The organism is Flavisericum labens (genome assembly GCF_045446075.1).
In the GTDB taxonomy this organism is placed as follows: Bacteria; Bacteroidota; Bacteroidia; order Flavobacteriales; family Flavobacteriaceae; genus Flavisericum; species Flavisericum labens.
In genome coordinates, this window is sequence record NZ_JBJJBQ010000002.1 from 510,125 (window position 1) to 533,408 (window position 23,284).

General features: G+C 37.3%; 16 protein-coding genes. All 16 read left to right on the forward strand.

All coding sequences use genetic code 11. The features are described from left to right. Positions 1 to 247: 247 nt before the first annotated feature. The 16 genes from rocD to ACIEHO_RS06015 all read left to right on the forward strand — a co-directional run bounded on the left by rocD (position 248) and on the right by ACIEHO_RS06015 (position 23,275). A complete protein-coding gene (gene rocD, locus ACIEHO_RS05940; RefSeq protein WP_406969640.1) occupies positions 248 to 1,528 on the forward strand; it encodes an ornithine--oxo-acid transaminase in 1,281 nt (426 codons plus the stop codon). Between the two features lie 158 nt (positions 1,529 to 1,686). Continuing rightward, complete coding sequence (locus tag ACIEHO_RS05945) at positions 1,687 to 2,535, forward strand: dihydrodipicolinate synthase family protein (protein ID WP_406969642.1); 849 nt, start codon at positions 1,687 to 1,689, stop codon at positions 2,533 to 2,535. A gap of 26 nt (positions 2,536 to 2,561) precedes the next feature. Beyond that, a complete protein-coding gene (locus tag ACIEHO_RS05950) occupies positions 2,562 to 4,109 on the forward strand; it encodes a sodium:solute symporter (protein WP_406969644.1) in 1,548 nt (515 codons plus the stop codon). A gap of 9 nt (positions 4,110 to 4,118) precedes the next feature. Continuing rightward, on the forward strand, positions 4,119 to 5,267 hold the full coding sequence (locus tag ACIEHO_RS05955) for an iron-containing alcohol dehydrogenase (protein WP_406969646.1): 1,149 nt from the start codon (positions 4,119 to 4,121) through the stop codon (positions 5,265 to 5,267). Between the two features lies 1 nt (position 5,268). Further along, positions 5,269 to 6,297: a 4-hydroxythreonine-4-phosphate dehydrogenase PdxA gene (pdxA, locus tag ACIEHO_RS05960; protein WP_406969648.1), complete on the forward strand. Its 1,029-nt coding sequence runs from the start codon at positions 5,269 to 5,271 to the stop codon at positions 6,295 to 6,297. Then, a complete protein-coding gene (locus tag ACIEHO_RS05965; RefSeq protein WP_406969650.1) occupies positions 6,294 to 7,454 on the forward strand; it encodes a four-carbon acid sugar kinase family protein in 1,161 nt (386 codons plus the stop codon). The genes pdxA and ACIEHO_RS05965 overlap by 4 nt, the downstream gene beginning before the upstream one ends. A 32-nt stretch (positions 7,455 to 7,486) precedes the next feature. Further along, entirely contained in the window at positions 7,487 to 8,626 is a 1,140-nt protein-coding gene (locus ACIEHO_RS05970; protein WP_406969652.1) for an ABC transporter substrate-binding protein, read from the forward strand. Positions 8,627 to 8,630: 4 nt separating this feature from the next. Further along, complete coding sequence (locus ACIEHO_RS05975; protein ID WP_406969654.1) at positions 8,631 to 9,779, forward strand: CaiB/BaiF CoA transferase family protein; 1,149 nt, start codon at positions 8,631 to 8,633, stop codon at positions 9,777 to 9,779. Continuing rightward, entirely contained in the window at positions 9,780 to 10,916 is a 1,137-nt protein-coding gene (locus ACIEHO_RS05980; RefSeq protein WP_406969656.1) for a CaiB/BaiF CoA transferase family protein, read from the forward strand. A gap of 6 nt (positions 10,917 to 10,922) precedes the next feature. After that, the gene (locus tag ACIEHO_RS05985) at positions 10,923 to 13,202 is read left to right on the forward strand and encodes an extracellular solute-binding protein (RefSeq protein WP_406969658.1); all 2,280 of its coding nucleotides are present in this window, start codon (positions 10,923 to 10,925) and stop codon (positions 13,200 to 13,202) included. 26 nt (positions 13,203 to 13,228) lie between these two features. Further along, positions 13,229 to 13,672 (forward strand): MaoC/PaaZ C-terminal domain-containing protein, encoded by a 444-nt coding sequence (locus ACIEHO_RS05990; protein ID WP_406969660.1) that lies wholly within the window; start codon positions 13,229 to 13,231, stop codon positions 13,670 to 13,672. 50 nt (positions 13,673 to 13,722) lie between these two features. Further along, positions 13,723 to 14,772 (forward strand): L-rhamnose/proton symporter RhaT, encoded by a 1,050-nt coding sequence (locus tag ACIEHO_RS05995; protein ID WP_406969662.1) that lies wholly within the window; start codon positions 13,723 to 13,725, stop codon positions 14,770 to 14,772. A gap of 187 nt (positions 14,773 to 14,959) precedes the next feature. After that, a complete protein-coding gene (locus ACIEHO_RS06000; RefSeq protein ID WP_406969664.1) occupies positions 14,960 to 15,643 on the forward strand; it encodes a LamG-like jellyroll fold domain-containing protein in 684 nt (227 codons plus the stop codon). 17 nt (positions 15,644 to 15,660) lie between these two features. Further along, positions 15,661 to 17,241: a pectate lyase gene (locus ACIEHO_RS06005; protein WP_406969666.1), complete on the forward strand. Its 1,581-nt coding sequence runs from the start codon at positions 15,661 to 15,663 to the stop codon at positions 17,239 to 17,241. A 17-nt stretch (positions 17,242 to 17,258) separates the two neighbouring features. Further along, positions 17,259 to 20,060 carry a T9SS C-terminal target domain-containing protein gene (locus ACIEHO_RS06010; RefSeq protein ID WP_406969668.1) on the forward strand — a complete coding sequence of 934 codons (2,802 nt, stop codon included), beginning with the start codon at positions 17,259 to 17,261 and terminating at the stop codon, positions 20,058 to 20,060. A gap of 65 nt (positions 20,061 to 20,125) precedes the next feature. Beyond that, positions 20,126 to 23,275, forward strand: coding sequence for a DUF6298 domain-containing protein (locus tag ACIEHO_RS06015; RefSeq protein ID WP_406969670.1), 3,150 nt, complete (start codon positions 20,126 to 20,128; stop codon positions 23,273 to 23,275). Positions 23,276 to 23,284: the final 9 nt, after the last annotated feature.

Below are 23,284 nucleotides of genomic sequence, written 5' to 3' on the forward strand. Positions count from 1 at the left end.
TGCAAAAGTAATGAAAGGATTTACTATTTACGATTAACGAATTATGATTTTTTTGAGTAATTCAACAGTCCATTAAAATTAGACAATCGTCAAAACATTTTATCAAGAACGTAATATTTACTAATTTGCAGCTTCTTAAGGATGATTTCTCTCCCACGCTGCTTTTTCGTCCCGATAATTATTGGGATTCCGAAAGAATAAAGGTATAGAAGGAATGGTTATTTTATCAATTCAAAATTATTTTAAAATGGCTGTTTTAGACCAATTAACTTCGCAACAAGCGATAGATTTAGAAAACAAATACGGTGCTCACAATTACCATCCATTACCCGTTGTACTTGCCAAAGGCGAAGGTGTATATGTTTGGGATGTAGAAGGCAAAAAATATTACGATTTTTTATCGGCTTATTCGGCCGTAAACCAAGGGCACTGTCACCCAAAGATTGTGGGAGCCATGACGCAACAAGCCCAAACGCTCACATTAACCTCCCGTGCATTTTATAACGATATCTTGGGTAAGTTTGAGAAGTTCGCCTGCGAATTTTTCGGTTTTGATAAGTTATTGCCCATGAACACGGGTGCTGAGGCCGTGGAAACCGCATTGAAAATTTGTAGAAAATGGGCTTATGAAGTAAAAGGAATTGATGAAAATGAGGCTGAAATTATAGTTTGTGAAAATAATTTTCATGGCCGAACTACTACTATTATTTCATTTTCAAACGATTCAGTGGCTCGAAAGAATTTTGGTCCATATACTAAAGGTTTCATAAAAATTGAATACGATAATTTAGAAGCCTTAGAGATTACGCTGAAAAATAATCCTAATGTAGCTGGTTTTTTGGTAGAGCCCATTCAGGGTGAAGCAGGCGTATATGTGCCGAGTGACGATTACCTCATAAAAGCAAAAGCGCTTTGTGAAAAATACAACGTTTTGTTTATTGCAGACGAAGTACAAACCGGTATCGCACGTACGGGTCGGTTATTGGCCTCTTGCGGTAATTGCTCTTGTGAGCATAAAAATTGCTCCACGGCTCCAGAAGTAAAACCCGATATTTTGATATTAGGAAAAGCTATTAGTGGTGGTGTTTATCCCGTATCGGCCGTTTTGGCCAACAATGGTATCATGAATGTTATTAAACCTGGTAATCACGGCAGTACCTTTGGAGGGAACCCAGTTGCAGCAGCCGTTGCCATGGCTGCATTAGAAGTTGTTCGTGACGAAAATTTGGCTGAAAATGCTCAGGTTTTAGGAGAACTTTTTAGAGGTGAAATGAGCAAGTATATTGAAACGAGCAATATCGTTAATTTGGTTAGGGGCAAAGGTTTGCTTAATGCCATAGTTATTGATGACGATGAAGACAGTGATAAAGCATGGAATATTTGTTTGGCCTTACGCGATAACGGACTTTTAGCAAAACCTACCCATGGCAATATTATTCGTTTTGCACCACCTTTAGTCATGAATGAAGAACAAATGTTGGATTGTGTCGATATCATTACAAAAACATTAAAGTCATTTGAAGAATAGATTCAACGTCGTCAAGAATAAATAGAGTGAGAGCATTATTTTGGTGCTCTTATTTTTTGGGTTATTGTGTCGTTTATAAAATCGTTCGTCGAGCAAAAATAACACCGTAATATTTTTTAATTAAACATATTGCATGTTGCAATTTTAAAAACTGATTTATGCAAAAACGTTTTTCGGGTGTCGTAGTACCCATGGTTACTCCTTTGAATGCTGATTTTACGGTAGATGTTTTGGCTGTTGAAAAGATAGTGAAACGTTTTTCTGAAAATAGTATACATCCGTTGGTTTTAGGTACTACAGGTGAATCGAGTTCAATAAATGAAGAGGAGAGCCTTAAATTAGTTGAAGCTGCTGTTAAAGCAAAAGGTGAAGGTCAGTGTATTTATGCTGGATTGGTTGGAAACCAAGTGGACGATTTGATTTTACGTGGACAAAAATATATAGATTTAGGTGCCGATTGTGTGGTCGCTACTTTGCCATCGTATTATGGGTTAGCGCCGCAGCAAATGACCTTGTTTTATACAACCTTGGCTGATAGTATTTCGGGGCCTGTTATGATGTATAATATTAAGGCTACCACCCAAATGTCTATCCCTCTAGAAGTAGTTGAAGCTTTATCTCACCACGATAATATTTGGGGTTTAAAGGATTCTGAACGCGATGTAGAACGCATGCAAATTTGTATTGACCGTTACGGAAATAACGAAAGTTTTTCGTTTTTCTGCGGATGGGGTGCTCAAAGTTTCGGAAGCCTAAAAATGGGTGCTGATGGTATTGTGCCGAGTACAGGAAATTATGTGCCTGAGATGTATAAAAAATTATATAAAGCGGCTTTAAATGCCGATTGGGCTGAATGTGAAAAATGGCAAAAAGAAACCGATGCCGTAGCGCAACAATACCAAAAAGATAGAACTTTAGGAGAGTCTTTAGCCGTTTTAAAGGCATTGATGAAAGAAAAAGGACTTTGCAATAAAACCATGATGCCACCATTAACCGAGGTGGATTAAACACTTACCAACTAATCTAAATTATTATGCTTAACATTCACTGGATTGATATTGTTATTGTCGTTATTTCCGTAGCTTTTACCTTGGGTGCCGGGTTTTACTTTGCACATCGCCAAAAGAGTTCCGATCAATATTTTGCGGGAAGTAAAAACATTCCGGCTTGGGCAATTGGTATTTCCATATTTGCCACTTTAATTAGTAGTGTTACCTTTTTGGCGTACCCTGCTGCAGCTTATAAATCCAACTGGATATTATTGGTTCAGGGATTAATGGTACCTATAGTTCTAATTGGGCTCATTTGGGTTATTGTCCCCTTATTTAGAAAAGTAATTCGTTTAAGTACCTACGAATATTTTGAACGTCGTTTCAGCCCGTTTGCCCGCATGTATAGTTCTATTGCGTTTATTTTAACGCATTTTTCAAAAATGGGAACCGTACTTTATTTAGTGAGCTTAGCTTTAGCAACACTAACCGGAATTGATGTTACAACGTACATAATTTGTTTAACCATAGTTATTTTGCTTCTTACACTATTGGGTGGTATTGAAGCGGTAATTTGGATGGATGTAATTCAAGGATTTCTGCTTATTGGAGGTGGACTATTCTGTATTGGGGTATTATTATTTAGAGCCGAAGGAGGTCCTAGTTTTATGATAAATGAAGCCTTTGCGATGAAAAAGATAGATTTCGGTCCATATGATTTCACGTTTACTGAACTTACATTTTGGGTATTGGTTATTAATGGGGCATTTTATGCTTTACAAAAATACGGAACAGACCAAACCATCGTACAGCGTTATTTGACTGCAAAAACGGATAAAGATGCTAAAAAGGCAGCTTACATTGGGGTTTTGGCCAGTGTGCCAGTTTGGGCCTTATTTATGTTAATTGGTTCGCTTTTGTTTGTTTTTTATCATTCAGGTGGAGCTGTTTTGCCTGAAGGATTAAAGGCCGATCAAGTATTCACATATTTTATAGGAACCGAATTGCCTGTGGGGGCTGTAGGTTTGGTTCTTGCCGCACTTATCGCTGCGGCAGTATCTAGTTTAGACTCTGATATGAACTGTTTAGCGGCCATTGGTGTTGAAGATTTTTATCAACGTTTCAATCCAGATTGTACTGACAAACAACGCTTAATGGTTGGCCGTTTGCTGGTATTGTTTTCAGGAATTGCCATGTCTATCGTAGCCTTGCTTTATGCGGCTTGGGACGGACAAGGTGTTTTGGGTGTAGTTTTTAAATTATACGCCATATTTTCAGCAGGTATAGTGGGGATTTTTATGTTAGGACTTTTTTCTAGAAAAGCGAACAGACAAGGTTTGCATATTGGTATTTTTGCTTGTATATTGTTTACGGCTTATGCCATTTTAACCACAACCGAAATCAATGGTTCTTTAATACTTGATTTTGGCAATCTTAATTTCCCGCACCACAAATACATGTTGGGTGTTTATAGCCATTTAATTGTATTGGTTGTGGGCTATGTGGCGAGTTTATTTTTCAAATCGGAGCCTGTAAAGGACGAATTGACTATTTATGGTTACCTTAAATTAAAAGAAAAAACTAATAATTAAATATTTTAAATGAATTCAATTACGCTCTTGCAGCCACAAAAAATCGTGTTTGGTGAAAATACAATCAATGAGCTTGCAACTGATGCTATTTTAGAAGGTTCAAAACGGATTTTGTTCTTGGTGGCCACACCAATTTTGAATGCAGTTGAGCACACAGTAAAAAGCCTTCAAATTAATAACAAGGAAGTTAACCTAGTTGAATACAGGTTTGTTGGGGAGCCTACTTTTGCGCAATTCAATCAACTATTGGAAAATCATCAGGCATTCAATCCAGATTGTGTAATTGGTGTAGGAGGGGGCAGCGTTTTAGATTGCGCTAAGTTATTAGCGGCATTGATTAACAATACACAAAAACTGGAAGATGTTGTTGGTATCGGATTTTTAAAAGCAAGGGACATAAAACTGATTTGCGTTCCTACAACCTCTGGTACTGGTAGTGAAGTATCACCTAACGCTATTTTGTTAAATGAAGAAACCCAAGCCAAAAGTGGTATTATCAGTCCGTTTTTGGTACCGGATGCTTGTTATCTAGACCCGGTTTTAACCGTTAGTCTACCCCCCAAGTTAACGGCCGAAACAGGCATTGATGCCTTGTCACATTGTGTTGAAGCTTATACCAATAAATTTGCCCATCCAGCGGTCGATACGTATGCTTTAAGAGGTATTCAACTGATATCTGATAATATTCAAAAAGCATATGAAAACGGAAACGATATAGAGGCCCGTTCGGCTTTATTATTGGGTTCAATGTATGGAGGCCTTTGTTTGGGGCCTGTAAATACATCAGCAGTGCATGCCCTTTCTTACGGATTAGGTGGCAAGTTTCATGTGGCTCATGGATTGTCAAATGCCATTTTAATGCCCGAAGTACTTCGATTTAACTTATCGGCAAATCCGAAAAGACACGCCGAAGTCGCCCGAGCATTAGGAATTACATGGAATGGAAAAGATGAACACATTGCTTCCATAGGTATCGAAAAAATTGAAGCGCTTTCAAAAGCGTGTGGAATTCCTCAGAAATTATCAGAAATCGGCATAACCGAAGATGTAGTTCCAGAATTGGCAGATATTGCCATGAAAGTAACGCGTTTACTCAAAAATAACCCTCGGGAAGTCACAAGAGAAGATGCCATAAATATTTATAAAAAATTATTATAGGATGAAACCAAAAATTGGAATATCCATGGGGGATCCTGCCGGAATAGGTCCTGAGATTATTATAAAAACATTAGCTTTAAAAGATGTTTATAAGTGTTGTAGCCCAATGGTTGTTGGCGATGCCCAAACGATGCAAAACGAAGTAAATGCATTAAAATCTTCATTAAAAATCAACAGTATTCAAAATGTAGAGGATGCTAAGTTTGAATGTGGAATTATTGATGTTTTCGATTTGACCAACGTTGACAATAGTGCTTTGAAGCCAGGGGTTGTTACAGCTATGGCTGGAAAAGCAGCTTTTGAAGCCGTAATTAAAAATATAGAATTGGCTATGAATAATAAAATTGATGCCACTGTTACGGCGCCAATTAATAAAGAATCTATTCATAAAGCTGGGCACAAATATTCAGGGCATACCGAAATATATGCTGACTATACGAACACCAAAAAATTCGCTATGCTTTTGGCTGATGAAAATTTCAGGGTCATTCATACCAGTACCCACGTGTCATTGCGTCAAGCGTGTGATTTATGTAAAAAAGACCGTGTTTTTGAAGTTATTACACTTCTTGATGATGCCTGTAAAAAGTTCGGGATTGCTAAACCGCGTATTGCAGTTGCAGGATTAAATCCACACGCTGGAGAAAATCAATTGTTTGGTGATGAAGAAGTTGAAGAGATTATTCCAGCGATGGAAGAGGCTAGAAAGTTAGGAATTGATGCCCAAGGGCCATTTCCGCCAGATACCATGTTTGTAAAAGCAGTTCAAGGTAAGTTTGATGGCTGCGTGGCCATGTACCACGACCAAGGTCATATTCCGTTTAAGTTGGAAGGTTTTAAATGGGATAACGAAAAGGAAACCATGAAAAGTGTAAAAGGGGTCAATATCACTTTAGGTTTACCAATAATAAGAACATCGGTAGATCACGGAACAGCTTTTGAAATAGCAGGGCAAGGCATAGCTTCTGCCGATGCGATGCTCGTTGCTATTGATTATGCTATTGTTATGGCAAAACACAAAGCGCAATGATAACAGTGATTGCTGATGATTTAACTGGGGCGGCAGAAATAGCAGGAGTTTGTATTGGTTATGGCATTGACGTTTCATTTGGAATAGGCGCTATACCAAAACAGTTATCGCAAGTCGTTATTGTGGCAACCGATTCTCGTTCATTAACCGAAGAAGAAGCCTATCAACAGCATCAGCAATTAGCACGTAAAGTTTTTAAAAAAAATGCCCATCAAGTAGTATATAAAAAATGTGATTCTGTTTTACGCGGGCATGTTTTAACCGAATTATTGGCTTTGATGAGCGCTTCTGGTAAAAAATTGGTTTTGTTGCAGCCTGCAAATCCCAAGGGGCAGCGTTGCATTAAAAATGGTGTTTATTTTATAAATGATAAAAAAATTGAAAATACTGGGTTTTTAACCGATCCTGATTTTCCAGCCAATGTGTCTTCAATAAAAGAAATGCTTTTAAGCAGAACTTCGGAAAAAGATGTTTTACTAATACAAACTGGCTGTCCGGAGCATATTTCTTCTGAGGGAATTTATATTCCTGATGTTCAAAGCGAAGCCCAATTAGCCGGAAATTTAAAACTTTACAATGAGAATGTTTTAATTGGTGGAAGTGCCGCATTTTTCGAACAGTTTTTAAAGAAGTTAAACCTAACCTCAACAAAAAAGAAATTCAAGACAATTCATTTTAATCAAGATTTTGTGTTGGTTTCGGGAAGTACACACCCCGAAAGTTTGGCTTATGCCATGACTTTGGAAAAAAAAGGGTGTCCGCTGGTGACTTTTCCAAACCATTTATTAATGGAAACTATTAGCGATAACGATTTGGTTAAATTTACAGAAGAAATTGTCCAAATTTATAGTCAGAATAGGAAGCTTATTGTTAGAATTTCAGATAAGAATATTCAGTTTAAAAATAGCTCAAAGGTCCTGAAAAATAGGTTGAGTTTGGTTTTACAGCAGCTTCTTACTGAAATTAATTTTAAGGAATTATTTATTGAAGGTGGCGCCACCGCTTACGATATTCTAAAAAAATTAAACTGGAACGCCTTTACCCCTAAAGAAACGTTGGCCGAAGGTGTGGTTCGTATGGCATATAATTTAGATAAAAGCAAACACATAACCTTAAAACCAGGTAGTTATAAATGGCCAGAAAGGCTTTTAAACTAATAGTTTTATAATTTATAAAAATAGAATAGTTAATGAAAATATTAAAAGGAATAGCTTGGAACCATACACGCGGCTTTACATCAGTAGTGGCTACGGCACAACGGTTTGAAGAGCTATATCCTGATGTTAGGATTGTTTGGGAAAAGCGTTCACTTCAGGCATTTGCTGATGCTACTTTAAGCGAATTAACAGCAAATTACGATTTATTGATTATGGACAATCCGCATGTTTCAATCGCCGCAAGAGACAAAGTGCTTTTACCTTTTGATGATTATTTGAGTGCAGATTTCTTAAAAGAATTAGCTGAAAACAGCGTAGGAAAATCGAATGATAGTTATAATGTAAATGGTCAACAATGGACTTTGGCAACAGATGCGGCTACACCCATAGCCACTTGGCGTGAGGATTTGGTGCAACAACAATACATAAAGGTTCCAAAAACTTGGAAGGAATTGATGGAGCTGGCTAAAACTGGAAAGGTAGGTTTCGCATCCATCCCCATTGATACCTTGATGCATCACTACATGATGTGCATAGCTTTGGGTGGAAATGTATTTGACAGTAAAACTGAAGTAGCGCCTCAAGAGGTTATGATTGATGCCGTTAAAACCTATAAAGAATTGGTAGACTTAGTACCGTCTTATTGTCTGGAAATGAATCCAATAAAGATGGCTGAGCACATGACGCGCACTAATGAGATAGTTTATAGTCCATTCAATTATGGTTACTCCAACTATTCGAAAAAAAATTATGCCGACCACTGTTTAAAGGCCGGAGGTTTGGTGACCTTCAATGGACAAAGATTACGCTCAACACTGGGTGGAGCTGGTATTGCTGTATCAGCCAAAACCGAACATGCCGAGGCAGCTATGAAATATGCTGAATTTACCGCTTCGGAGAAAATACAATCCGGATTGTATTTTGAATTTGGAGGACAACCGGGGCACCGAAGATCATGGTTGAGCGACGAAGTAAACAGCCAATGTAAAAACTTTTTTAAAGACACATTGCAAACGCTTGATGAGGCTACCATGCGTCCGCAATACTATGGTTATATGCATTTTCAAGATGAAGCTAGTCCTGTTATTCATGAAGCAGTTTCAGGAAAAATAAGTATTGAATCTGCAGTTGATAAAATGAATTCAATTTATAAAGAATCTTTAACGCATTAAATAAATGGAAAAGCCATTAGAAGGCTTATTGGTACTAGAGTTTTCACAGTTTTTGGCGGGGCCATCAGCTGGATTGAAATTGGCTGATTTGGGCGCGCGCGTTATTAAAATTGAGCGTCCAGTAAAAGGTGAAGCGTGCCGACAATTAAGCATTAAAGATTTATTTGTTGACGATAGCAGTATGTTATTCCATACTATAAACCGAAATAAGGAGTCTTATGCAGCCAATCTGAAAGACCCTGACGATTTATCGAAAGTTAAAAAACTCATTGCCAAGGCTGATGTGATGACGCATAACTTTCGTCCAGGCGTTATGGAAAAAATAGGTTTGACCTTTGAAGATGTGTTAGGTATCAATCCCCAGATAATTTATGGAGTTATCACTGGCTACGGAACCGATGGCCCATGGGCGAAAAAACCCGGTCAGGATTTGTTGGTACAGTCGCTATCTGGATTGACTTGGCTAAGCGGTAAAAGTAGTCAAGGACCTGTGCCATTTGGTTTGGCAGTAGCCGATTTAATGTGTGGCAACCATTTTGTTCAAGGTGTTTTGGCGGCATTATTAAAACGTGCTAAAACCAGAAAAGGTGTTTTGGTTGAAGTTAGTTTACTAGAGTCTATTTTAGACGTTCAGTTTGAAGCGCTTACTATATTTTTGAATAACGGCGGAAAATTGGCTGATAGAGGCAATGTACGTGGAAGTGCCCATGCTTTTTTAAGTGCTCCCTACGGCATTTACGAAACCAATGATGGTTACTTGGCTTTAGCCATGGGCGATTTACTGTTAATGGGTGAGGTTTTAGAGGTAGATTTAGGTAAATATTCTGCAAGAAAAACATGGTTCCGTTCTCGTGCGGCCATTAGAAAAATATTAAGTAAAAAGATTATCACAAAAAGTTCAGACCATTGGATAAAGGTTTTAAGAGAGAAAGGACTTTGGTGTGAAAAAGTATTAAATTATGATGATTTAAACCATCAGCCGTTTATGGCAGATTTGCAATTACAGCAAAAGGTCACCAATTCAAAAGGTGAAACCATATTTACTACGCGAAGTCCTATTCAAATTGATGGAGAAATCATTTTAGAAGATAAAGCCGCTCCGCAGGTTGGAGAAGATAATTTAGCAATTAACGAACAATTTTTAAAAGACTAAATGAAGCCGTTAGAAGATTATTTAATAATAGATTTTAGCCAGTTTCTCTCTGGTCCATCCGCGAGTTTACGCTTGGCTGATTTGGGTGCGCGCGTCATAAAAATTGAAAAACCAGGAACAGGTGATATTTGCCGAACACTTTATACTTCAGATTTAATAATGAACGGTGAATCGTCCATATTTCATACCATCAACAGAAATAAAGAATCGTTTGCTGCTGATTTTAAAAATACCGAAGATTTAGAAAAAATAAAGATTCTAATTAAGAAAGCCGATGTCGTAATGCATAACTTTCGTCCGGGCGTAATGGAGCGTGTTGGGTTAAGTTATGATGATGTAAAAGAGATTAACCCCAAAGTGGTTTATGCAGAAATTTCAGGTTACGGAAATCACGCGGACTTAGTAGATAAACCTGGTCAAGATTTACTTTTACAATCTTTAACTGCTTTAACTTGGCTCACTGGAAATCAAAATGACGGTCCGGTACCTATGGGGCTTTCTATTGTTGATATGTTGGCTGGCGCTCATTTAGCGCAAGGTATTTTAGCGGGTTTATACAGAAAAACAGTAAAAGATACAGGTGCTTTGGTTCAGGTAAGTATGCTTGAGTCGGCAATCGATTTTCAATTTGAAACCATAACCACGTTTTTTAACGACGGAGGTGAACTTCCCGAAAGGACCAAAAGTAACAATGCACATGCCTATTTAGGGGCACCCTATGGTATTTACAAAACCAAGGATGGGTTTTTGGCATTGGCCATGGGGTCTATTCCTGTTTTGTCCGAACTGTTAAAGTGTGATGAATTGCTTAAATTTCCTGAAAATAAATTTGACCAACGGGATAAAATAAAAAAAGTATTGGCAAAACACCTTAAAACACAAACTACCGATTTTTGGTTGGCTATTCTAGAACCTGCCGATATTTGGTGTGCTAAGGTGTTGAATTATCAAGAACTTTTTCAAGAAGAAGGTTTTAAGGTTTTAGATTTTGTTCAGAAAGTAGCCATGGGCGATGGGTATTCATACGAAACAACCCGGTGCCCAATAAAAATAGATGGTAAAATCTTTACTTCAAAAAAGGCATCACCGAAATTGGGAGAGCATAACGAAAAAATTACAATGGAATTTATAAACTAATAAGTCATGGGAAAATTTAGAATAGCGGTTAGAAAGTTTGAGCCTTTTGAAAATACCTTAAAAAAGCTTTGGGATGCCTTCTGTTTAGAAAACAACCAAAACATTGAGGTAGAAATGATTCCGATGGAGCTTCACGAATTGTATGAAGAAATAATAACCAAAAAAGGATTGCAAAATGGCGATTGGGATGTAGCCCACATTAATACCGATTGGATTTTAGATGCTGTTAATGCAAATGCTGTTGAAAACCTTTCTCCCTTAATCGCTCAAGACCCGCCCCAAGATTTCCCCGAAGGATGGCATAATTCACTGCTTCATTTACAGGAAATGAATGGTAATATTTATGGATTACCATTTCATGATGGTCCAGAATGCCTGATTTACAGAAAGGACTTGTTTGAAGATGCTTCTGAAAAAACAAACTTTAAGAATCAATATGGTTATGACTTAACCCCCCCTAAAACTTGGCAGGAATTCACTCAAATAGCAGAATTTTTCAACAGACCCGACGAAAATCTTTATGGTTGTGTTTTTGCCAATTACCCAGATGCACATAACATGGTTTTCGACTTTTCATTACAACTTTGGACGCGTGGAGGATCGTTGTTAGATTCTAATAAAAATATAAACATAAATACTCCTGAGGCCATTAAAGCTTTAGAATTTTATAGAGCCATCGTTAAAAATGAAAAAACCACCCATCCTGGATCTGAAGATTTTGAGTCGATTGAAGCAGGTATGACATTTGCCAAAGGGGAGGCTGCTATGGCCATTAACTGGTTTGGTTTTGCCTCTATGTGCGAAGTAATTGAAGCCTCTAAGGTTAAAGGAAAAGTAGATATTGCTGAGTTGCCACATAATGAAGACTGTAATTCAGCATCGCTTAATGTATATTGGCTTTATAGCATTGGTTCTGGTAGTAAAAACAAAACCTTGGCCTACGATTTCTTGAGATTCGCTACAAGACCTGAAAGTGATAAATTATTGACCAATGAAGGTGGTATTGGGTGCAGAAAATCAACTTGGAATGATTCTGAAATAAATAAAACCATACCGTATTACCATAAATTGGGGATGCTGCATGAAAATGCTTTAACGTTACCGCAAACACCGGTTTGGCCAAAAGTGGCAGAGCTTATTGATAAAATGGTTTTGCAGGCTATAACTAGTCATGTGCCTACCCCGTTACTGTTAAAAACTACGCAAAATCAAATTCAAGAGGTTTTTGAGTACAAACCGCTACTTCCGGAAACAGAGCAACCCATAATTATAGTTGGAGCCAGTGGCATAGTAAAAGATGCGCATTTACCTGCTTATAAAATGGCGGGGTTTAAGGTATATGGTATAACAAACCGAACCGTTTCTAAAGCTAATAAAATGGCTGAAGACCATGGGATTCCTTATGTATTTAAAAATGTTGCCGATGCAGTGAAGAATGCGCCAGATAATGCGGTTTACGACATTACTGTTTTACCAGACCAATATGTAGAAATATTAGAGCTATTACCCGATGGAGCGGCAGTACTTATACAAAAACCAATGGGTAACGATTATAAGCAGGCTAAGGAGATTGTTGAAGTCTGCGAACGAAAAAACTTGGTTGCAGCTATTAATTTCCAGTTACGCTTTGCTTCATTTGTTAGTGCTGCTAGGAATATGATTGATAAAGGTTTAATAGGTGATTTGTATGATATGGAGTTTAAGGTTACCGTAAAAACACCTTGGGAACTTTTTCCGGTAATCAAAAAACATCCACGCTTAGAAATCCTTTTTCATAGTGTGCATTATATCGATTGCATCCGTTCGTTTTTGGGTAATCCAGAACGTGTTATGGCACGCACTACGAAGCATCCGTTAAAGGATTTATCCTCTTGTCGTTCAACTATTATAATGGATTATGGTGATAATATTAGCGTGAAAATCAATACCAATCACGACCACGATTTTAGTACAAGAAATCAAGAAAGTTATATCAAATGGGAAGGAACTAAAGGAGCCATCAAAGCCAAAATGGGCCTTTTAATGAATTATCCAGACGGATTACCGGATACCTTTGAATATGTTATAAGTGAAGAAGGTAAAGAACTAGAATGGAAAACACTTGAATTGGAAGGGTCATGGTTTCCAGAAGCCTTTATCGGTACCATGTCTAACTTGATGCGTTTCAAAGAGGGAACGGATAAAGAACTTTATACAAGTGTTCAGGATGTTTTAGATACCATGAAAGTTGTTGAAGCATGCTACATAAGCGATTCAAAAGGAGGAGTGTCACTTTCAGAATTATAAATAAAAAAATTAAATAGATAAAAAATATGTATTTCAAATCAATATTTTTCGAAGATTATAAATTAGACGACAAACGCATAACGCTTGGAAGAACAATAACTGAAACTGATTTTGTTGTACATGCCGGGCATACAGGTGATTTTTTTCCGCACCATATGGATGAAGAATGGTGTAAAACTCAATCTTTCGGACAGCGAATCGCTCATGGTACAATGATTTTTAGTATTGGAATAGGTTTAACCGCTTCGGAGATTAATCCAGAAGCCTTCTCAAAAGGCTATGACCGCATGCGTTTTGTGAAACCAGTACATATAGGTGATACTATTCATTCAGAAATTACAATCTCTGCTAAAGGAGATGCTAAAAGGCCTGAAATGGGAACGGTAACAGAACATGTGGAAATCATAAACCAAAAAGGAGAAGTAGTTTTGGTTTGTGATCATTTGCTCCTTGTAAAAAGAAAGTCATAAAATAGGCCAGTTAAATTTTTTAAACGAATATTAAATAAAAAAATAATAAAATGAGTTCACCAAATTCAATTCTAGGTACGTTTCTTCATGCCTTAGGAGGTGTTTCAGCGGCAAGTTGCTATTTGCCAAGTACTAAAACAAAAGGTTGGTCATGGAATACATATTGGTTAACTCAGTCGCTTTTTGCCTGGATGGTGGTACCTTTGCTTTTGGCATGGATTACGGTACCTAATTTTTTTTCCATAATAACAGAAGCGCCTTCAAAACCATTTTGGATGGCATTTTTGTTAGGAGGTATCTATGGTTTTGGAGGTATGTCTTTTGGAAAAGCTATTAACCATATAGGTTATTCTTTAACTTATACATTAGCCATTGGTATTTCTGCAGTTGTTGGAACCATAATGCCACTAGTCGTTTTTGGTGGTTTGGGTGATTTTTTCAACAAACCTGGTGGCACTATTGTTCTTTTGGGAATGTTGTTATCTATTTTAGGCGTTGCTATTTGCGGTTGGGCAGGGTTTAAAAAGGAGAAAGACTTAGCTAAAGAAAAGCTCAATAAAACTGGTTTCAACATGATGCTTGGGCTGGCATTAACCATTGTTGCAGGTGTGCTTTCTGGTGTTTTTAATTTGTCACTAGAATACGGGCAGCCCATTGCAGACATGGCGGCAGAAAATGGGGCTGGGCATTTTGAAGGAAATGCTAAACTAGTAGTATCTACATTTGGCTGTTTTGTCGTGAACTTTATTTGGTATGTTATAGCAGGGTATAAACAAAAAACACTAAAGGAATTTCTACCCAATAAAGATGAAAATGATAAAACTAATAATAGACTTTTAAAGAACTGGTTGCTTTCATCACTAACAGGAACTTTATGGTGCATGCAGTTTTTCTTTTATGGCTTAGGTCACGTAAGAATGGGCGATTACCAGTTTGCAAGTTGGGTATTGCACATGTCGATGCTTATTTTCTTTAGTTACATTGTTGGGGTGATTATGAAAGAATGGAAAAATGTTAAAAAGCAAACTTACATAGTATTAATTATTGGGTTGGTTATTTTAATTTTATCGTTTTGCATAACGAGCTATGGTAGCTATTAATCAATTCTGAGCATTTATGACCTTTTTAAAGTTAAAATGATGCGGTTAGGTAAAAATCACCTTTAAATTATTTTTAATTCATTAATTAAACCTTTTTACCTCAAAACAGTCATATTTAACATCTTTTAATTTGAGCGTAGTGTTTTTTGTGATATTTTTGTGTAATCGATTGCATTATTTTTAGTTAGTGAAAAATTTAACCACTGGAATTGTAGGAGTTTTTATTTGCTTGTGTTTGCTTTTAGGATGTAAAAACCTAAAAGAAACTAAGCAAAGTGAAACAGGTGTGCAATGGATTCTGCCTGATTTTTTAGGAGAAAATTCAAAAGCGCTTAAGATTAGTGGAAATCCACAACTAACAGATTCTCCTTATGGTAAAGTCGTTTATTTTGATGGTGAAGATGATGCGTTTTTTCTTGACTTAAACCCATTAGAGTCCTTTAATGAATTTACTATAGAAATGATTTTCAAGCCGGCCATAGATGGTGATTTTGAACAGCGTATTGTTCATATAGGCGAAGTGTCTGGCGATAGGATGTTGTTAGAAATTCGCGCAATAGATGGGCTGTGGTATTTTGATGGTTTTGTGGCTTCAAAAGAAAATAAAAAAGCATTGATAGATTCAACCTTAATCCACCCTTTGGCTAAATGGTATCACGTTGCATTTGTGGTTACTCCAAACAGCCTAAGTACTTACGTTAATCGAAAAAAAGAGTTGCATGAAACTTTTAAGTTTCAGTCTATTCAAACAGGAAAATCGTCTTTAGGAGTCCGTTTAAACAAGCGTTCTTGGTTTAAAGGAAGCATTTATAAAGTAAAAATAACACCGAAAGAATTGAGGCCAAATGAGTTTATTGATTTAAAGTCATAAAATACCACTAAATATTAATGAAACATTTTCACCATTTACTGTTCTTTATTTCGATTCTATGTTTGGAATGGTCAGTTGCTGCGCAATCTAAAATCTCAAAAGAGAAGGTTTTAGAAACGATGTACAAAGCAACAGAGTTTATGGTGGAAGAAGTTAGTTATAATGGCGGTTATGTTTGGTATTATATGCCTGACTTATCAAGGCAGTGGGGTGAAATGGAAGCTTATAAAACCATGGTTTGGCTTCAGCATCCTGGAACCATAAGTATGGGCCATGTGTTTTTAGATGCATACCGAGCAACGAGTGATGACTATTATTATAGTGCAGCGGAGAAAGCTGCTCGGGCAATCATTTGGGGGCAAAGCCATGAAGGAGGATGGAATTATATGATTGATTTTGCTGGAGACAGGTCTCTTAAAAAATGGTATAATACCATTGGAAAAAACGGTTGGCGACTTGAAGAGTTTCAGCATTATTATGGAAATTCAACCTTCGATGACGACGTTACCACTGATGCAGCGCGATTTTTATTGCGTATGTATCTAGAAAAAATGGACCCAACATATAAACCAGCGCTAGATAAGGCTATTCAATTTATTCTTAATAGTCAATATCCCAATGGGGGTTGGCCGCAACGCTATCCATTAAGAAACGATTTTGAAAAACAAGGTTTTCCAGATTATACATCGTTTTACACATTTAATGATGACGTGATTTGGGAAAACATTAGTTTCTTAAAGCAATGCTATCTAGTGTTAGGTGAGGAACGTTTTCTCGACCCTATATACAGAGGTATGGAGTTCTATAAAATTTCGCAAGACAGTTGTGGCGCTTGGGGGCAACAGGTTAACATGCAAATGAAAGCGGCAAGTGCAAGAACGTATGAGCCAGCAGCTTTCCTTCCTAGTGCTACCTGCGAAAACGCTTTGCTCTTAATTAAGTTTTATAAGCTTACAGGCAATAAAAATTTTCTCGAAGGAATTCCTAAAGCTATAAAATGGTTGGAGGACAATGAGCTTCCTGAAGAAAAACAAGAAGGACGTAGAACCCATCCCACTTTTGTAGATGCTGAAACCCATAAGCCTATATACGTACATCGAAAAGGTTCCAATGTGAAATTTGGACGCTACTATGTAGATGACAATGATAAAAATTTGCTGGCCCATTATTATGGTAAAGCTTACGTTCGTTTGGAAGAACTAAAAAGTGAATATAAAAAAGTCTTGACTTTGTCAAAAGAAGAGGTGGTAAAAGATTCACCGTTTACGCCCAAAAGTTTTAATTATGATGAAACACCTCAGAAATATTACGATTTAAATAGACATGCTTTCAATTTTGGAGTTGACGAATCTAGGGTTGAAGAGGTAATAAATGAAATTGATGATAAAAGTAGATGGCTTACCAACAGGGCTTACATAAGTAATCCGTATATTGGTGATGGAATAAAATCAGAGCCAACAATCGAATATGCAACAACACGTGTTGGGGATGAAACCGATACGTCGCCATATCCAAATACAACCAATCAAGAATATATTTCAACAGGAACGTATATCAGAAACATGAAACTCTTGATTAACTATATTAAACTAAAATAAATTAAATAATTATTGCAATGAAAATGAATTATTTCCCTAAATTATTAATAAACTGGTTTTCAAAACCATTTCTTTATCTGTTCTTATCCTTTTTTTCTACATGTTTTCTGGGGGTAATAGCCCAAAATCCAGTAGTAAAAATAGATTTTGACCAAGGAGGAAGACAAACATCTGAGGTAGGTGCCCCTGGTTACAAGCCATGGGTTGTCACAAGCACAACCACTATGATCGAAAACGGAATAACTTTTACCGTATCTAAATTTGGAAGTAACGGAGATGGAATAGGAACGAGTTGGTGGAAAGAGGGAATTCAAGACCCTAACAATGCCAAGTTGGTTGGAGACGGTGCTAAAGTAAGCGGTGGTACAGCGGACCAAGGAGGTCAGATAGAACTCCAGATTAGTGGATTAGAAACGGGAACACATTCGTTGCTTGTCTTTTTAAATCAAGTAAGTAGTGATGCCTTTTCATATAGCCCAATAGATATTTCTATAGATGGAAATTTGGTTGAGGATAATATTATACCAACAGTAAGGGCATTAACTCCTGCTAGTTCAGCTTCGGCTTATTTAACTTTTGATGCGACTTCTGGTAGCGATGTAGTTATTTTATTTTCAGCTGAAACTTCTGGGACTGAAGATGTGAAAAATGTATTGATTAATGGTTTTGAGCTAAATACACCAAACATCTTTTTTCAAGCAACCGATCCTATTCCAGCCCATAACAATGAGCATGTTGAATTATCTTCAGGAGGTGTTTTATTGGAATGGACACCAGCTGATAATGCGGCTTCACAGAATATATATTTTGGGACTGATGAAATGGCTGTTGAGGATGCTGATACTTCTTCTTCAGAATACATGGGCAATCAGGACTCTTCAGACAATGATTACCAAGTGAATGATTTGTACACAGGTGAAACATACTTTTGGCGTATAGATCAAATAACATCTGGCGGAGAGGTAACCAAAGGCAATGTATGGCGTTTTCGTCCAGCGCAATTGGCATTCCTTTCAGCAGAGGGCTATGGTCGTTTTGCTCGCGGTGGTCGCGGAGGCAAAGTTGTTGTTGTTACCAACCTTAATGATAGTGGAGCAGGAAGTTTAAGAGCAGCTGTTGAGAACGATATAGGACCTAGAACAATTGTTTTTAATGTGTCTGGGATTATAGAACTTAATTCTCGATTGGTTTGTAATACACCTTATATAACCATTGCAGGGCAAACAGCACCGGGTAAAGGCATTACAATTAAAGGAAGTTCTTTAGGTCTAGGAAGTCATGATATCGTTGTACAAAATATGAGGGTGCGATTAGGATATGACTGGAATGCTGACATGGGTGGCATGGGATTAAAAGGAGACCATAATATTATAGATCATTGTTCAATAAGTTGGACTGTTGACGAAGCTATTAGTTCTCGTGATGCTGGTAATGTGACCTTTCAGCGCTCTTTAGTTTCAGAAGCTTTAAATGCTGCTGATCACTTAAATTATCCTTCAGGAACAGAACATGGTTATGCCGCCTCCATAGGTGGTGGTGTAGGAAGCTTTCATCATAATTTATTGGCACATAACTATGGAAGAAACTGGAGTTTAGCAGGTGGATTAGATGGCGGTGGATTCTATAAAGGTTATTTGGATATTACCAATAATGTGGTTTACAACTGGGGGTCCAGAACTACCGATGGTGGAGCCAAAGAAGTTAACTTTGTTGGCAATTATTATAAACCAGGCCCAGGCATGCAATTGCAACGTTATGCGTTTACTATGGATCATGAGAATGTAGGGATGGGGATGCAGCGTGCCTTCTTTAATGGTAACAAAATGCCTGGTTATTTTGACGAAACCAACCAAGAGTACGGAAGAAGATCAAGAGACTCTAATGGTGCTAATACGCAGTACGAAACTTTTGTTAATGCAGAATTTTTTCCATCTTACGTCAATACACATACTGCAGATGAAGCTTATAAAATTGTATTGTCTGATGTAGGATGTACTCAGCCGGTTTTAGATGAACACGACCAAAGAATGATAACAGAAACTCTAGCCGGAACATATTCTGTTACGGGAAGTGTAACTGGAAAAAAAGGATTCCCTGATCGTGAAGCCGATTCTGGCGGGTATGAAAACTACCCATTTATAACTAGACCAAACGATTGGGATTCTGATAACGATGGCTTACCTAACTGGTATGAAAGCATTATTGGTACTAATCTAAACTCTTCGGCAGGTGATTTTTCGGATGCTAATAGCGATGCTAATATGGACGGCTATACCAATCTGGATTATTACCTGCAATGGATGTCTTTACCGCACTTCAGTACCGAGAGTGGTGAAATCATTAGCATTGATTTACAAGGATTGTCAAGAGGATTTGAAAACAGTCCAACGTATCAAATTTCTAACGTTATTAATGGTTCAACTAACTTAAATGCAAATATTTTAGAGTTCACGCCATCGGCAACTGGTTTGGGGTCTTTTGATTTTACGGTAACCGATTTAGAAGGTGATAGCATGACCAGAACCGTAAATATTGTTAATGGATTTGACCTAACTTTATCGATTGATGAAAAAAGAATAGAAGATTTAAAAGTTTGGCCAATACCAAATAAAGGTACTTTTTCAATCAGATTAAAAAGCGACTTTGATAAATCTGAATACAAAATATTTGATATCTTAGGAAAAGAAATTTCCAAAGGAATTATTGTAGGTAATGGTGTACATGAACTAAAAATTAAGACTAAAGGAGTATTTATTTTAAAGCTTATTGAGCCTAAATCAAAACAAATACTACATACCCAGAAAATAATAGTGCAATAAATAATAAGTATAAAGGCATTCTCATAAACGAATGCCTTTATATTTTAAAAAGAGAACAATAACTTATGAAAATCGAATGGGCGAAACATATAAAACCCTATGTTTTGTTACTGGTTATGGCATGTCCTTCCATAGCGTTTGTGCACTTTAAAACAACAAAAAATTCGCCAATTCACATAACTAAAAATGGTAAACTGGAATATAAAATTGAACCAAATGGCGACCGTGTTCCAGACTATTCTTATAGTGGTTATAAAGCTTCAGAGTCTGTAATTCCAAATGTGCCAATTAAAGTTGTCATTCCAGAGACACAAGATGACGCAACCTTATTGATACAATCGGCAATCGATTATGTTTCTGACTTGCCTTTAAATGAAAACGGATTTCGAGGAACAGTTCTATTAAAACGGGGTGTTTACAAAATTAATGGAAGTTTAAAAATCTCAAAAAGTGGTGTGGTTTTACGTGGTAGTGGCTCTGGGGAAAATGGGACAAAACTTTTAGCTACGGGAACAGATAGGGCGACACTAATACGAATCGCTGGTACCAACAACAGAGTTTTAAAAAAATCTGTTGAATTAGAAGAAAAGTACTTTCCCGTAAACACTTCCATATTAACTTTCTCTAATAAACATCCTTTTAATGTCGGAGATAAGGTTATTGTAAACCGACCATCGACTAAAGAATGGATTGAAAGCATTGGTGCCGATAAAATAGGTGCTTATGTAGATTATCCACTTACGGTTTGGGAACCTGGTGATTTCGATATTAATTGGGATAGGAAAGTCGTTGCCATTAGTGAAAATTCCATAACGCTTGATGTACCGTTAACCAATAGTTTGGACCCGAAATATGGAATTTCAACCGTTTCCAAATATAATTGGGATGGGCGAATAAATAATATTGGCATTGAAAACCTGCAATGTGTTTCAACCTTCGATAACTCTAACCAAAAGGATGAAAATCACCGTTGGATGGCCATAACCATGGAAAATGTTTATGATTCTTGGGTGCGCCGTGTTACGGCAAAGAACTTTGTAAGTTCTGCTGTGGCTATTTGGGATACAGCAAAATGCATTACGGTTGAAGATTGTAAATCGCTTAATCCCGTTGGCGAAATCGGAAACTATCGTCGGTATTCATTCCAAACACAAGGTCAGCAAGTACTTTTTCAGCGTTGTTATGCTGAGTATGCTTATCATGCTTTTACGGTAGGATTTACAACCCCCGGCCCAAATGCATTTGTACAGTGCTATTCCTATATGCCTTATAATTTCAGCGGAGCTATTGGTGGGTGGTCAAATGGTATTTTATTTGATAAGATGACGGTTGATGGTGGCAATTTAAGTTTCGACTATCGCGATGTTGACGGACAAGGTGGAGGATGGAGTACGGCCAATTCCTTCAGTTGGCAAACCAGGGCAGCAAAAATTTATTTATCAAAACCACCAGAAGCACAAAACTGGGCTTATGGTAGTTGGGCGCAAGGCTACGGAAAAGGACATCATGAATTAGAACATACATTCATTAAACCTGAAAGTTTGTTTTATGCCCAATTAGAAGCACGAACAGGTGAAAAATCCGTTGAAGAAGATAAAATATTAATTTATGATTCGAGTAGTACGACGGCACCGTTTACCGAATTAACCAAAGAATATAGTGAACGGTCTAAATCTCCTGACTTAATAATGGATGTTTGGATTGATAAAATGATTGAAAAATATCCTATTATATCAGATGCATCAGAAGCCAAAGTTTGGAGCAAAGACGATATATCTGATGTAAATAAAGAAAAGAATGAAATTATTCCTGTACAGCTAAAAGAAGGAAAGATTACAATTGGAAATAAAGTGGTTGCTGGAGGAAGAGATAGGACATCTTTATGGCGAGGTTCTACTAGACCGTCACAATTGAAACGACCAAGCCCAAATTTGGTTCGGTTTGTTCCTGGGAGAGTTGGACGGGGGTTGACCGACGATTTAGATACTCTAGTGGCAGACATGCACAAAAAAAATGTTTCGGTCATGCAGAATTACCCATCCCTTTGGTATGAACGGAGAAGGGATGATCATGCTAGAACACGACGTGCCGATGCCGACGTATGGGCTCCATTTTATGAACAACCTTTTAGTCGTAGTGGTGAGGGAGAAGCTTTTGATAGATTGAGTAAATACGACTTAACTAAATGGAATACTTGGTATTGGTCTAGGTTAAAACAATTTGCCAACCTGGCCGATACAAATGGATTGGTTTTCATTCAAGAACACTATTTACAGCATAACATTATTGAAGAAGGCGCGCACTGGGCTGATTACCCCTGGCGAACAGCAAACAATATTAACAATACACAGTTTGCCGAAAACCCCCATTACGCTGGTGACAAACGAATTTATATGGCAGAAGAGTTTTATGATACAACTAATGTGGTTAGAAATAAACTTCACAAACAATACATTCGTAAATGCCTTGAGGAGTTTAAAGACAATACCAATATAATCCATCATTTAGGATGGGAATATACAGGTCCAGTTCATTTTGTCCAGTTTTGGTTGGATGAGATTTCAGCTTGGGAAAAGGAAAACAACACAGATGTTTTAGTCATGTTGCCAGGGACTAAAGACGTGCAGGATGCTATTTTGTCGGATGCAAAACGCTCTAAATTGGTTGATGTTGTTGATATCATTCAATGGAAAAATAGAGACGATGGAACCTTATACGCACCTCCGGGCGGTGTAAGCATGGCAGGGCGGCAATATGCAAGAATTATGAATCCGGGTAAAACCTCTTTTGACCAAATCTATAACGCTGTTTTAGAATATAAAACTAAGTTTCCTTATAAAGCTATCGTGTTTTCTCAACGAGGCGCTCCTTTTTCTAACTGGGCAACATTTATGGCAGGAGGATCATTGGCATCAATGCCGCAAATTAAAGAAAGCAAATTTCTTGAAGATGCCATTAAAATGGAAAGTTATACCACCGAAACCGATAATTCAAAATCGTATGTTTTAGGAAAAAAAGGGTTGGGATATATTGTTTTTACTGAGAACGAAAAGATTAATTTGGATTTAAAAAGCGATAATGGAGCTTACCGTTTGTATTGGATTAACCCAAAAACAGGTGAAGTAATACCGACGAACATGGTTGTGGATAATTCAACAAAAAGTATCAATTCACCAGAAGAAGGTCCTATTGTGGCCTGGCTTCGAAAAGAATAAATCAGCTAA